Raw genomic sequence first — 14,536 nt, 5'->3', positions numbered from 1 at the left:
TTTATAAATGGTTTAAATTTTATCTTTATAGGAGTATTTAAAATAGGGGGTATATGGAGCTATGAATTTACTGACAGTTATTATCCCATGTTACAACGAGGAAAAGGTTTTACCGCTTTTTTATGCAAGAATAACTGAAGTGGCAGAGAAAATGAAGGAACTGGCAGATTTTGAGTTTATATTTGTGGATGATGGTTCTACGGATAATACATTATTCTATTTAAAGGAAATTGAAAAACATGATGACAGAGTAAATAATGTTCAACTTTCAAGAAACTTTGGTAAAGAAGCTGCTATTTATGCGGGCCTTCAGCATTCTAGAGGTAATTATGTAGCTTTAATTGATGCAGATCTTCAGAATCCTCCTGAAATGATATTAGATATGTATAAAGGTATAACAGAGGAAGGTTATGACTGTGTAGCCACAAGGAGAATCACCAGAGATGGTGAGCCGCCTATACGTTCTTTTTTTGCTAGAAAGTTTTATAGGATCTTTAACAAGATTTCTACTGCGGACGTAGTAGATGGGGCTTTTGACTATAGACTTATGACCAGACAGATGGTGGATATAGTACTTGAAATGAAGGAAAATAATCGATTTACTAAAGGCATTTTCGGATGGATAGGTTTTAAAACCAAGTGGCTGGAATTTGAAAATGTTAAGAGAGCTGCTGGAGAAAGCAAGTGGTCTTTTTGGGCACTATTTAAGTATGCGGTAGAAGGAATTGTTGATTTTTCTATCACCCCTTTATTTCTATCAATGATTTTAGGGGTTATTTTTTTGTCAATTTCCATAATTGCTTTAATCGTTCAGCTTATCCATTATGTTTGTACAGGTTCTATTGCTTCAAATATGGCATTAATTTTAAGCACAATATGTTTAATAGGTGGTTTGCAGTTCTTCTGTATAGGAATATTAGGAGAATACACTGGCAGAACCTATATTGAAAGTAAACGCAGGCCTATCTATATAGAAAAGAAGGATGGCCGCAATTATGAAAAGTAAATCTAATCTAATGAAGAGTACGGAAAAGAAGTTATATTTACTGTATTTACTAGCCTTTACAGGTTTGTTTGTCTTTACAGCGCTTATAGTTTTCCTTCCGTTTTTTCTTGAGAAAAAAAGTTTTATTTGGATCTCTGATGGCTCTGATCAGCACTATACTTCTTTGCTCTATTATTCCTCTTATATGAGGGGGATTTTAAAAAATCTCTTTTATAATGGGAAATTGGTTTTTCCATTATGGGATTTTAAAATAGGTCAAGGTTCGGACATTATTACGACTCTCAGCTACTATTGCATCGGAGATCCTCTTACATTTTTTGCAGTTTTCTTTCCAAAGTCACGCATCGAAATGTTCTATAATTTTCTAGTTGTTTTTAGAATTTACTTGTGTGGAATGTCTTTTTCAGCCTATTGTTTTTACTTAAAAAAAGAAAAACTTCCAACTTTGCTAGGAGCTTTTACATATATGTTCAGCGGATATACCTTGGTAGCAATAAAGCATCCTTTTTTTGTTAATCCTATGATATATTTTCCGCTGCTGCTTATAGGAATTGAAATAATACTAAGGAGAGGAAAACCTTATTTTTTTACTTTTATGGTTTTTATATCTGCCATAAGCAATTTCTATTTTCTTTTTATTCTTACTATTTTATCAGTATTATACGCTGTTCTAAGCTTTTTTCTTATAAATGATTTGGAGAAGAATGCGAAGACTCTTTTGAAAATACTATTTAAAGGATGTTTGAGCTATTTGCTTGGAATAGCCATGGCAGCTGTATTTCTCCTGCCGATAATTGAGGCAATGACTAAAACCTATAGATATGCTGACAGCGGAAATAAGTTGTTCTTGTTATATGATTGGAAGTACTATATAAAATTGCTGTTAAACTTCACAGGAAAAGCTTATGGAAAAGCATGGTCCTACTTAGGCTTTGCAGCTACAGCTATAGTTGCTGTTCCTACTCTTTTTATGATAAAGGATAAGAAGTTTAAACCGGTTAAGTTAGCATTTATTGCTGCTATATTTTTTCTTGTAATTCCAGCTGCAGGATATGTCTTTAATGGTTTTGCCTATGTGACTAACAGATGGGTCTTTGCTCTCTCTTTCATAGTGGCGTTAATTTTTACTAATGTGTACCCATACATGGATAGGCCCATAGATAAAAGAATACTGATAGGTGCTTTTCTATGGCTGGATATAGCTTTTGCAATTGATGTACTGCGTATGCTTAAAGGCAATTATGTAGACATTCTATATATTTTTCCGCTGCTGTTAACTCTGCAGACGTATTTTACTGTAAGTTATCTCAGAGATAAATTAAAGGCAGCCTCAATAAAATATATATTTTTTGCGCTTACGATATTCTGTATATGTGCAAATGGGTTCCTGCTGTACGATAAACATTCATGGAATCTAATAAGGCAGTATGTAAACAGGGGGGCGTATCTTAATAAGGTTATGGACTCTCCGCTCAAGTATATAAGCAAAATTGAAGACTCTGACTTTTATAGAACGGATACTTACAGCCTTTCCTATAACAAGAGAGATCAGAAGAGAGAAATGAGCAGCAATGAAGCAATGCTTTTGGATTACAGAGGGTTATCGACCTATTTCAGTCTTGTAAATCCTAACTATTCAAAGTTTTTAAACCAGCTTAATGTTATAGGGGCTACCACAACTTATAGAGTTTTTGACCTAGACAATAGAACTGCCCTTAATGAGCTTGCAGCGGTGAAATATTCTATGCAGTACAGAAATAGCTACTATCCTCAGCCTTATGGGTATGAAAAAATAAAGACAGTTTATGACTATAACAGACCTGTTGATTTATATGAAAACAAATATGCTCTGCCTTTGGGGTATACCTACGACAGCTATGTTAATATAAAGAGCTTTGAGAAGCTTGATACCTTAGACAAGCAACAGCTTATGCTGGAAAACGCAGTACTTGAGGATAATGCTTCTATGGATAAGGTTAAGGAAGGAAGTTATTCCTCTGAAAAAATTGATATTCCAATACAAAAAGTTTATCATAGCAAAATAAAACCTACGTATAAGAATTTTCATAATAAAAAAGTATATTCTTTGAAAACTGTCCCTGACAGCGAGGTGTATGTTGTAGTAAAAAATGTTAAACTGAAGGATAAGAAAAGATTTAACATCATAGCAGAAACTGATACTGTTAGAAAGTTTGCAAAGATTTTTGATAAAGCAGACATGTACTATTTTGGAAGAGATGATGCGGTTTTTAATTTAGGGTACACTAAAGACAGTTTATCCAAGCTAATGGTCTATACAGATAAAAAAGGAAAGTTTACTTATGAAAAGATATCGGTGTTCTGCCTTCCAATGAAAAACTACTCGGATAAGATTGGAAAGCTTAAGGAAAATGTTCTGACAGATGTTAAAATGACTACTAATGAAGTGACTGGTTCTATCAACTCTACGAAAGCTAAGCTGCTTTGCTTGTCAATCCCTTATAGTGAAGGGTGGAAAGCTGCAGTTGACGGCAAGGAGGTACCTATATATAAGGCTAATCTGATGTACATGGCAATATCTGTAGATAAGGGTAAGCATGTTGTAGAATTGAGATATTCCACTCCTGGGCTTGTTGAGGGAGCAAAGATATCAGCAGTTTCATTAATAGTTTTTCTGTTCTTAAGTATATTCAGATTTAAAATAAATTTTGGAGATAGGGAGATATAAACTATGGTAAAACCAATAGTACAGCAGCTTATAAAGTATCAAGAGCTTATATTATATGTTTTTTTCGGTGCAGCTACCACCGCAGTAAACTTTGCCGCCTATGGAATATTGGAAAGGTTGTTTAACTGCAATTACCTGTTCAGTAATACGACAGCCTGGATATTATCTGTAGTTTTTGCCTATATAACTAATAGAAAATATGTGTTTTTAAGCGGTGAAAAAACCTTTAAGGGAGTAATAAGAGAGTTTCTTTCTTTTGTATCCTGCAGATTCCTTTCGGGAGGTTTTGATATGGGTGCAATGGTTATTTTTATATCCATAGTAGGATTAAATGATTATACAGCTAAAATAATAACAAATGTAGGAATAGTAATTATAAATTATGTCTTCAGTAAATTGGTGATTTTTAGAAAGAAGGTCAGACCACTGTAAGAAAATAAGAAGATGAGAGGTAAGATATTGGCACTAATATCATAATTAACTGCCTTTTTATCAAATAATAGTCATATATTACAAATACAATTATATAGTAAATGTCTTGCTGTTCAAATATATGGTATATTATACATTAATATGGTAAGCATGGAGGCAGAATAACATGGAAAGAAGTGTTCAAGTAGGGCCAAGAGCACCTAAGGATCCGACAAAACAGAGAAAAGGCTTTTATATAATGATAGATTCTATTATCGAGGCAACTGAAAGGCAAGAGGGTAAACCTGCTCAGGAAATCTACCTTGATGATGGGAGACTTGCTAATAAGGCTAAGATAGTTGGAGGTATTGAAGACGAAGATATACTAAAGCTTCTTGAAAACTCTAATGGATTGCATAAGCTTGTACATAGCATAGGAATAAGTGTAATGACAATTGGAGAAGCGGGAAATATTGATTTTGTGCTTCAGAATTATGGAAAGATTGATAAGTATGGCTCAGGAACGGTGATAAGAGAACATTGTAATACAGACGGTTCTGAACTTATTTTAACATTAGAGGACTATGAGTGGTCGAAAGATGATGAGGTACTGGGAAAGTTTGATTTTGAGTTTGAAAAGCCTGGGGAATTAGCTAAAGTAACGGTAAAACTATATCTTCATGATGGATTTGAGATTCCAGAAATGACGATTGATCCACCTGTTGAATTTCAATCGCCTGAATACAATGCCATGCTTGTAAAATCTATGCTTAACCTTGGCAATAACAACAGGTTTAAGGCTGCTGCAGAAAAGGCAAGAAGAGGCGAGAATGTGACAATAGCTTATATTGGCGGCTCAATCACTCAAGGTGCAGGTGCTAAACCTATAAATACAGAATGTTATGCCTATAAATCCTACAAGAAATTCAAAGAGCTGTTTGGCAAAGGCAGTGGAGATAATATTCATTTTGTAAAAGCTGGAGTTGGCGGAACAGCATCGCAGCTTGGAATGATAAGGTATGATAGAGATATCCTTAGAGATGGAAAAGTAAAGCCGGACATAATAATTATAGAATTTGCAGTAAATGATGCCGGAGATGATAAAAAAGGTGGTTGTTTTGAGAGCCTTGTGCTTAAGAGTCTGATGGAAGAAAACAAACCTGCAGTAATTTTGTTATTCAGCGTATTTGCAAATGACTGGAATCTTCAGGATAGACTTGAGCCGATTGGAAGATATTACAATCTTCCCATGGTAAGCTTGTCTGATGCTATTGTAAAGCAATTCTATCTTGACAGAGAAACTGGAGGAGTTATAACTAAGAGGCAGTTTTTCTATGATATATATCACCCGACTAATGAAGGACACAGGATAATGTCAGATTGCCTTGGATATCTGTTCGAGCAGATGGACAAGAAAGAAACGGATGAGGCAGACGTTTTGATAAATAAAAAACCTGTTATAGGAAATGCTTTTGCAGGTGTAAAGCTTCTTGATAAAAAAGATAATACAAATAAGGCTGCTATATTAGAAGGAGGCTTTACTAGTACAGATAATGAGCTTCAAATGGTTGAGCTTGATGCTAATCCGTTTGGTTCACCTCAATTTCCGTACAATTGGATGCGAACCCCTGAAAGTGGAGAAGACAGTTTTAGGATGACTATATGGAGCAGAAGTCTGCTCATTATTTTCAAGGATTCTGGAAGAGCGGATTTTGGAAAAGCAGAGGTGTATGTAGATGGTAAGTTTGTGCTTACAGCTGATCCGCATATAAATGGCTGGACCCACTGTAATCCTGTGTTTCTGTATGATGAGGAAAGCCCTAGCGAACATCAGATTGAAGTCAAAATGGCTGGGGACAGTTTGGGCAAGTATTTCACTATACTTGGTTTTGGCTACACAATTTAGATATTAGATGGTTTAAGTTCCAATATTCTTAATCATATACAGTTATTAAAAAATCAATACGTGTGGATTTAATTCTCATAATTATGATTGTGTGATAAAATGGACATTGCGAAGAGACTAAGATTCCATAGGCTTTTCGCAATGTTTCATTATAAAATGAACAATGCATCGGTGAGATTATATATTAAGGGGATGTTTTGATGTTAAAGGTTTTATTAGTAGATGATGAACCTTCAGTAATACAACTTCTAGAGAACGTAATAGATTGGAAAACTCTGGGCTTTACAATATGCGGTACAGCATCAAATGGTGAAGATGCGCTGGAAATTCTAAAGCAAAGCAATCCTCATTTAGCTATTATAGATATACGTATGCCTGGAATGAATGGATTGCAGCTTTTGAAGGCAGCTTCAGAAATATTGTACTTGAGAACTAAATTTGTTATATTAAGTGCCTATAATGATTTTCAATATGCTAAAACTGCTATGAGATATGGTGCTGTTGATTATATACTGAAACCTATAGATGACGACGAGGTAGTGCCTGTTTTAGAAAGGGTAAAAAAACAAATCGATATAGAACTTTCTGCAAGGGAAGCAGAAGTTAACAAGCTAAAATTTGCTGCTAACAACTATATTAACAGGCTTATAAAAGATGAAGCAAGTGAAGGACTTAATAAAAGATGCAAACGTATTCTTAGAGTTAGAGATAATGACGTTTTAAAATGTGCCTTAATAGAAATTGATGAGTTTGCAAAATGGATGAATGAATTAGATGATAATGAAATCAGAAAGAAAAGACTTTCCGTAAGAAAGACAATAGAGTATGTAACGGGGAATGTACATATTTATAATATATTTGATGATGAAATAAATAGATTTGGAATAATTCTCAATCAAGAGATGCTTGAAAGAGAAGAAGAATATCTTGAAAACATAAAAAATGAGATTTTGAATAATTGCAATTGCTCTGTTTCGGTTTCGCTTAGCGAAGCTGATAAAGGCATAGATAACATAGAAAAGCTATATAAAGAAGCACTTATTGCACTTCAATACGGGCTTTTTCAGACGGATAGGAATGTGTTATACTACAAAAATTTTAAAAATACCTCACTAGATTATAATTTTTATAATTCAAATCCCGAGGATTTATTGAAAGATATAAAGAGTAATAATAAATTTGGAATTATGGAAAAGATAAACAATGTATTTGAAGAATTTTGTAAAAGAAAGTGTGCGCCGGAAGTAATTGAAAGCTATATAAAGAATATAGAGTTTGAGATGGTAAAATATATATTGGAGCATGAAGGCAGTGTAAATGAATTTATAGGTGATATGGAAAGCATTGGAACAAGTGTAGGAAAAACTTGTGTAACATCTCTTAGAGATGACTTCTGCAGGGTAGCATTAAACACTGCTGACTATTATAAGAGCATAAGCAGCAGAAGCTCAAAGGATATAGTTATAGAAATTAAGGACTTTATTCATCAGAATTACCATAAGGATTTAAAACTACAGCAGGTAGCTAAAACTTATTTTGTAAATTCAGTATATCTTGGGCAGATTTTTACAAAAACAATTGGCATGCATTTTAATGAATATCTTCATAGTGTACGCATAAATGAAGCTAAGAAGCTTTTAAGAAGAACTGATATGAAAATTTGTGCCATTGCAGCGATGGTGGGCTATAATGATTCAGAGTATTTTGTAAGTAAGTTTAAAGCAATTACCCATAGATTACCATCTGACTATAGAAAAAGCAGTATGATAAAAACCAATTAGAGACGTTTTTGAAAGGATGATTACTTTGCTTGTTAAGAGAAGTTTGTTTAGCTTTATAAATGATATTCCGCTAAACTTTAAGTTCTTGATGATATATGTTTTATGTGTACTTGTTCCAATGTTGACAATCAACATAGTTTTTGTAAACAAAATTTCACAGGATATGAAGAGCAGGGAAAAGGAAAATCTCAACATATCTATTAACAGAGCTCAAACTGACATAACTTCAATAATGGAAGGATGTGTTGATATAACTCATTCTGTATCCTCTGACAAATATCTTTATGAGAAGATGGAAAAAAGCTATAGGAATGATAGTCAGTATTACGAAGTGTACAATGATTTACTGCGTGAGAGAATAAACAGGTACCTGCCTATTTATAATAATGTAAGTTTTATAACTCTTTATACTACAAATAATACAATAGATAACGGTGGGAACTATTCTATTATTAATAAGCATATTAAAAAGTCTCCCTGGTATAAATATATTTCTAAATCAAACAACGCAGTCATGCTTTATTCCTACATGGGAAAAGCCTATGATGGAAGCAAAAACCGTACACAGTATTTAAGCATTATGCGGCACTTAAATGAATTTGCTTCAAGCGGTGATAAATACGAGCAGATACTTAAGATAGACATAGATATGCGCAAAATGTATGACATATTTGACAGGGAAAGAGATTATTTGAATTTGATGCTAGTTGATCCTAAAGGAAATATTATTTGTTCTACAGATCATCAGTATGAAAAATATTTATCGAAAGGCTATATTAATTTTTCTAAAGTCTATCATAATTTTAAAGATAAAATAGATTTTAATCGCAGCCTTGGAAGAGCTGAGTACCTAGATGGCTGGAGAATAATCGGTATAGCAAATCACGGTAAAATTCTGCATGAATCTGAGCAATCCAATAGCTTTAATTTTATTATAATATTTGGAGTTACGTTTATATCTTCAGTGCTGATATACATTATCGTAATGTCTTATAATTATAGACTTAAGAAGCTGCTTAAGCATATGAAGGGAGTTGAAAATCAGAAATTTGAATTAATTCAGATGCCTGAGGGAAAAGATGAAATAGGCAATCTTATTTTAAGATTCAATATGATGACTTCAAGGATAAATACCTTGATAAATGATGTTTATAAACTTCAACTTAAGAAGAAGAATCTTGAAATTCAGAGGGTTCAGGCTGAACTTAGATTTCTTCAGAGTCAGATAGATCCGCATTTCCTTTTCAATACACTAAACGCAGTAATGGCTGTTTGTGTTAGAAATAATTATACAGATCTTACGGAAGTTATAAAATACCTTTCAAAAATCTTTAGAAGGCTTGTAAGCTGGAAAGATGATCTTGTAACAGTTCGGGAGGAAATTTCCTTTACTGAAATGTATCTTAAAATAGAAAAGTTTCGTTTCCTAGAAAAGTTCAATTATGAGATTGAAGTGGATGAAGATATTCTTGATTTTAGAATACCCAAAATGAGTATACAAACAATTGTTGAAAACGCATGTAAGCATGGAATTCAAAATAGTACAGATATAGGCATTGTTAAAATAAGGGTAACTCAAAAATGTGATTTCTTATTTGTTGATGTTGAAGATAATGGGTCAGGAATTGAGGAGGAAAAACTTAAGGAGATATTGGAATCCTTATTGGAAGAGGAAGAACTTTATGAAAGTATAGGCATAAGAAATGTTTATAAACGTCTTCATTTGTACTATGGAGGCAAGGTTGAATTTGATATAAAAAGCGATACTGATAAGGGAACGATTGTACATTTCGGAATTGATATGAAGGTTTTAAATGAAGATAAATCAGTTAAGCAGGAGTCTGTGTATAAGCAGCTTTAATGTATAACAGTGCTTTGATTGAAGAGGGGGAGATTTAAGTGTATAAAGTAGTGCTAGCTGATGACGAGCCGATGGCTTTAGAAGTGCTGAAATACATTGTGGATTGGGAAGGAATGGGCTTTCATATCTGTGAGAGTTGTAGTAATGGTAAAGAAGCAATAGAAGCAATTGACAGACATAATCCTGAAGTTGTAATAACAGATATAAGAATGCCTGTCGTAGATGGTTTGGATTTAATTAAATATGAAAGAGAAAATGGCAGAGATGATATTAATTTTGTACTTGTAAGCGGTTATGGAGAGTTTGAGTACGCTCGAAAAGCTATGCAGTATGATGTGAGGTATTATCTTCAGAAACCTATTTTACAGGAAGACATAGACGAAGTGATTATTGAGATTAAAAGACAGCTTGATAAGCAGGCTGTTAATAAATTGACTATGGAAGATGATAAAAAAGCAGCTATTAATGGGATTCTTGAAGAACTTATTCTTGGTAGTGACGAGAAGAAGGCTTTTGAGTGTCTTAAACGTATGCAAGGGGAAATGGAAAGAATAAACTGGAATTGTATTTTAGTAGATTTTGAAGGCAATAAATTTGAGCTAGGCGATGAATGTAAGGCTATCAGACGCAAGGCCAAGAAAGCTGCTGAGGGCTTTCCTAATTTATTTATACTCGAGCAAAGTGTAAATAGGCTTATTATTTTGCAAGGAGTAAGCAGTGATGAAGCAATTAGAAGCAGAATGTTTACAATTTCTAAAAGCATATATGAAAGGCTCACTACGTTAGCTTCATGTAATTTCGTAATTGCAATTGGAGAAGAAGTAAAAGGGATAAGCCAAGTAAAACATTGTTATTATACAGCATGCAGGGCTCTTAGAGAAAGGTTTTATACTGGTTTTAAAAGCATTATCCGTTATGAAGAAATAAAAGATAAACCTTTTAATTTTGAATTTAATGAGATATTTATGTCAAACAAGGTTTTTGAGGCAGTTGAGGAAGCAAATGTTGAAAAGCTCAAAAGCATAATAGATAATACTTTCAATTACTTTAAAAAATATAAAATTGCCCCTGATATAGTTGTAATGTTTGTTTCTAATATAATATTTAAGGCGAAAAATCTTATAAGTGATAGCGAATCTAAGATAATTGATGACAGTAAGGCTATTCGTGGACTTAAGGAAAGCAAAAGTACTATTAGCGAGCTAAATAACTTTTTTGAAACATTTTGTATTGGCTGCTGTGAACACTTTAATGCAATACGTAATAAGAAAGCTAAGGGCAACTTAGACAAAATAGAGTCTTTTATCAGGGCGAATTATAAGAGAAATATTACAATACGTGAATTAGCAGAAAATGTGTATATGCACCCGGCTTATCTTGGACAGCTTTTTACCCAGAGATTTGGAATGGGATTTAATGAATATATACATCTGCTGCGCATAGAAGAAGCTAAAAAGCTTTTAAACGAAACACAACTTAAAAGCTGTGAAGTAGCTGAAAAGCTTGGCTACAGCAACTATAATAGCTTTCTTCAGCAGTTTCAGAAATATACGGGAATGAAGCCAAAAGAATTCAGAGATGATATTCAGTGACACCTATGACATTTTTGGTAATATGACTAAATAAATTAGAAAAAATTATAAAACTTAAAAATGGGGGGGGTACACCTTTAATTTGTTAAATTGTTATGTATTCGTTTACCTTTTATAATGTACTTGTACAGGACATATTGTTCTGCAATATACAAAAATTAAGGGGGACGAAAGTCTATGAAAAGATCAGGTAAAGCAATGGCTACTTGTCTGGCTGCGATGGTTGCAATAACAGCAGTGACAATGAGCGGATGTAAAAAAAGTGATAATAGTGCTAAAAGCGCAAATAGTACTACAGTAGATGCAAAGCATCCGATAACTATTTCAATGTTTATCGCTGATTCTACAACTATTCAGCCTACAAAGAACAATAAGATTCTCAAACTGCTTAAGGAAAAGCTAGGCATTAACTTAAAGTATGAAATCTTAGCAGGTGATCGTGATCAAAAGATAGGTGTTATGGTTGCTGGTGGTGATTTGCCAGATCTAGTAAGTTATGATATTAAATTTCAGAATGCAAATGCTATTATACCACTTGAAAGTAAGATTCAGAAATATGCTCCAGCTATCTATAAACATTTTGTAGATGGTGATGCTTGGAACAAGATGAAGGATTCAAATGATGGACATATTTACTGTATGCCAAACTATGGTGTTACAAGTGGAAAGGCTACAGGTTCCTACTACAGTGGTCCTGCCTTCTGGATTCAGAAAAGAATACTTGCAGATGCAGGATATCCAAAGGTAACAACAGTTGATCAGTATTTTGATTTAATTCAGAATTATCTTAAAAAGCATCCAACAACTAATGGAGAAAAATCAATAGGATTTGAAACTTTAGCTACAAAGGATCAATCCTTCGTATTGTTAAATGCACCTGAACATTTATCTGGACATCCAAATGATGGTGGTGTTGTTGTAGATAATGGGGTTGCATCTCTTTTCGCAGATAAGGATATATCAAAAACTTACTTTAAGAAGTTGAACGATATGTACAACCTTGGCATAGTTGATAGAGAAGCTATTACTCAGACTAAGGATCAGTACCTTCAAAAGATAGCAAGCGGACGTGTACTTGGAATGTTTGATCAGCACTGGGATTTTGGAAGCGGAGAATCTACACTAACAAAAGAGAAAAAAGATGAATTAACTTATGCTCCACTTGCATTAACTTATGATGGAGTTACACCTCATTATAAAGACCGTGCAGTTCCAAACCTAGGAAATGGTTTTTCAATTACAAAGGATTGTAAAGATCCAGAGCGAGTACTTAAAGCTTTAAATACGCTTATGAGTGAAAAATGGCAGAAGATACTTAACTGGGGTATAGAGGGAGAAGATTATTCTATAGATAAAGCATCTGGACAACCAGTTTGGACAGATCAGCAGAAGACTAACCAAAGTGATAATGCATGGAAAGCAGCAAACAGAGCAGACGTTCTATATGCTACTTTGCCTAAGATAGAGGGAACTTACAGCGATGGAAATGCTACAGCCTTAGGTGATAACCCAATACAGTACAAGAAAGGTATGTCTGCTTATGACAGAAACTTTTATGATAAATATAAGGTAAACAGTCCATATGAAATGATGGGCAATGCACCTAAGAATGAGATATATTATCCAGCATGGAACATAAATATTCCAACCAATTCAGATGCCTATGCAGCAAGCGTTGCAATAACTAATACACAGGTTAAATGGCTTCCAAGAATTATTGCTTCAAAATCAGGTGATTTTGATAATCAATGGAAGAATTACGTAAAAGAAATAAACAGTGATAATCCTAAAGCTTATCTTGATGCTATTAATAAAGGTATAAAGTACAGAATTAAAAATTGGACTATAAAAAAATAGTTTAGGTAGTAGAAAGTCAAGGATAATGGATTTACATCTTATTCTAGATGATTTCCATTATCCTTCAAAATAGATGGATTATTTGTGTATTAATTTAGGAGGAGAGTATATGGCAGAGATGCAGCAAAATATTAAACACACAGAAAAACCAGTAAAAGTAAAAGAAGGGAATAAGATAACCTGGAAGCTCATTAAGAGCCAGAAAGAGCTTATTTTCATGTCTGTTCCTTTCCTGGCATATATATTTTTATTCGCTTATGCACCTATCTGGGGATGGATTATGGCCTTTCAGAACTATGTACCTGGAGTAAGTTTTTTTCATCAGCAGTGGGTTGGACTTAAACAGTTTAAAATTCTTTTCACAGGTCAAGAATTTCTTCGTGTACTGAGAAATACATTAGCAATGGCCTCTATACAGCTAGTATTAGGGTTTGTTTCAGCTATAATTTTAGCATTATTACTTAATGAAATAAAAAATATATTTATAAAACGTTCCGTGCAGACTATATCTTATCTGCCACACTTTTTATCTATGATTATTGCTACAGGAATAGTTGCAAATGTTCTTTCAGCGGATACTTCAATTGGAATTATTAACAATGTGCTTATAAAACTTCATATTATAAGCCAGCCTATCTTATTCCTAGGGATACCAAAGTTATTCTGGGGTATTGTAGGTGCAACTAGTGTCTGGAAAGAGGTTGGCTGGAATACAATAATATACCTTTCTGCTATAGCATCAATAGATCCAGCATTGTATGAAGCTGCTTCAATCGATGGAGCGGGCCGTTTTCAGAAGATGCTGCATATAACGCTTCCAGGAATAAAAGCCACTTTTATGGTACTATTCATTATGTCAATAGGAAATATTTTAAGTTCTGGTTTTGAAATACAGTACTTTTTAGGAAACGGCTTAGTATCTGATTATTCTACAAATCTTGATATATATGTTTTGCAGCATGGTCTTCAGCAGGCGAACTATTCCCTTGCAACTGCAGCAGGTATATTCAAAACTGGCGTAAGTATTATATTGCTTCTTGTTGCAAATTTCATTGCCGGTAAACTCGGTGAAGAGCAGTTGATGTGATAGTGTAAAGTTTGCTATGAAAAAAATTTAGAGAAAAAAAGTAGGATTGAAAAGAGAAAAAGAAGAAAAAAAGCAAGGAAAAATAGGTAGGTGAAGGAAGCCGCCACCCTTGACAGCATGACAAATTAATGCAGTGAGGAAAGTATTAACGGCGAAGGAACTCAAAAACAGAGAGATATAACCGTCAATATCACAGCATTGTAGCATTAATTTATCAATACCATCAAGGGCAAGTCCAAAGGATGGCTAAGTATTTAATTACGGCTCAGGAAGCTAAAAACAGAGAGCTTAAGAGCATTGTTGTTCCTGTAAATCAAGAATAACAAGC

General features: G+C 33.8%; 9 protein-coding genes. All 9 read left to right on the top strand.

Translation table 11 applies throughout. The features are described 5' to 3' along the window. Nucleotides 1-61: 61 nt before the first annotated feature. Nucleotides 62-1,006 carry a glycosyltransferase family 2 protein gene (locus tag CLORY_RS11310; protein WP_079424397.1) on the top strand — a complete coding sequence of 315 codons (945 nt, stop codon included), beginning with the start codon at nucleotides 62-64 and terminating at the stop codon, nucleotides 1,004-1,006. Continuing rightward, nucleotides 996-3,713, top strand: coding sequence for a YfhO family protein (locus tag CLORY_RS11305; RefSeq protein ID WP_169911600.1), 2,718 nt, complete (start codon nucleotides 996-998; stop codon nucleotides 3,711-3,713). Before CLORY_RS11310 ends, CLORY_RS11305 begins: the two co-directional genes overlap by 11 nt. 3 nt (nucleotides 3,714-3,716) lie before the next feature. Then, the gene (locus CLORY_RS11300; RefSeq protein ID WP_079424393.1) at nucleotides 3,717-4,145 is read left to right on the top strand and encodes a GtrA family protein; all 429 of its coding nucleotides are present in this window, start codon (nucleotides 3,717-3,719) and stop codon (nucleotides 4,143-4,145) included. A gap of 166 nt (nucleotides 4,146-4,311) precedes the next feature. After that, entirely contained in the window at nucleotides 4,312-6,030 is a 1,719-nt protein-coding gene (locus tag CLORY_RS11295; protein ID WP_079424390.1) for an SGNH/GDSL hydrolase family protein, read from the top strand. Nucleotides 6,031-6,230: 200 nt separating this feature from the next. Next, nucleotides 6,231-7,811 carry a response regulator transcription factor gene (locus tag CLORY_RS11290; protein ID WP_079424388.1) on the top strand — a complete coding sequence of 527 codons (1,581 nt, stop codon included), beginning with the start codon at nucleotides 6,231-6,233 and terminating at the stop codon, nucleotides 7,809-7,811. A gap of 25 nt (nucleotides 7,812-7,836) precedes the next feature. Beyond that, nucleotides 7,837-9,672, top strand: coding sequence for a sensor histidine kinase (locus tag CLORY_RS11285; protein ID WP_242954398.1), 1,836 nt, complete (start codon nucleotides 7,837-7,839; stop codon nucleotides 9,670-9,672). A 38-nt stretch (nucleotides 9,673-9,710) separates the two neighbouring features. Next, nucleotides 9,711-11,264 (top strand): response regulator, encoded by a 1,554-nt coding sequence (locus tag CLORY_RS11280; RefSeq protein WP_079424383.1) that lies wholly within the window; start codon nucleotides 9,711-9,713, stop codon nucleotides 11,262-11,264. 177 nt (nucleotides 11,265-11,441) lie between these two features. Beyond that, nucleotides 11,442-13,121 carry a type 2 periplasmic-binding domain-containing protein gene (locus CLORY_RS11275; RefSeq protein WP_079424381.1) on the top strand — a complete coding sequence of 560 codons (1,680 nt, stop codon included), beginning with the start codon at nucleotides 11,442-11,444 and terminating at the stop codon, nucleotides 13,119-13,121. 118 nt (nucleotides 13,122-13,239) lie between these two features. Next, nucleotides 13,240-14,208 (top strand): ABC transporter permease, encoded by a 969-nt coding sequence (locus tag CLORY_RS11270; RefSeq protein WP_079424516.1) that lies wholly within the window; start codon nucleotides 13,240-13,242, stop codon nucleotides 14,206-14,208. Nucleotides 14,209-14,536: the final 328 nt, after the last annotated feature.

The sequence above is a fragment of the Clostridium oryzae genome (assembly GCF_002029235.1).
Classification (GTDB): domain Bacteria; phylum Bacillota; class Clostridia; order Clostridiales; family Clostridiaceae; genus Clostridium_AE; species Clostridium_AE oryzae.
Note: the sequence above shows the minus strand (reverse complement) of the source record. Positions and strands in the feature narration are given on the sequence as shown.

What these genes read in the sequence shown, in the direction of transcription:
- CLORY_RS11295 (WP_079424390.1), top strand. Translation starts at nt 4,312, where the DNA reads ATGGAAAGAAGTGTTCAAGTAGGGCCAAGAGCACCTAAGGATCCGACA.
- CLORY_RS11275 (WP_079424381.1), top strand. Translation starts at nt 11,442, where the DNA reads ATGAAAAGATCAGGTAAAGCAATGGCTACTTGTCTGGCTGCGATGGTT.
- CLORY_RS11290 (WP_079424388.1), top strand. Translation starts at nt 6,231, where the DNA reads ATGTTAAAGGTTTTATTAGTAGATGATGAACCTTCAGTAATACAACTT.
- CLORY_RS11300 (WP_079424393.1), top strand. Translation starts at nt 3,717, where the DNA reads ATGGTAAAACCAATAGTACAGCAGCTTATAAAGTATCAAGAGCTTATA.
- CLORY_RS11305 (WP_169911600.1), top strand. Translation starts at nt 996, where the DNA reads ATGAAAAGTAAATCTAATCTAATGAAGAGTACGGAAAAGAAGTTATAT.
- CLORY_RS11270 (WP_079424516.1), top strand. Translation starts at nt 13,240, where the DNA reads ATGCAGCAAAATATTAAACACACAGAAAAACCAGTAAAAGTAAAAGAA.
- CLORY_RS11310 (WP_079424397.1), top strand. Translation starts at nt 62, where the DNA reads ATGAATTTACTGACAGTTATTATCCCATGTTACAACGAGGAAAAGGTT.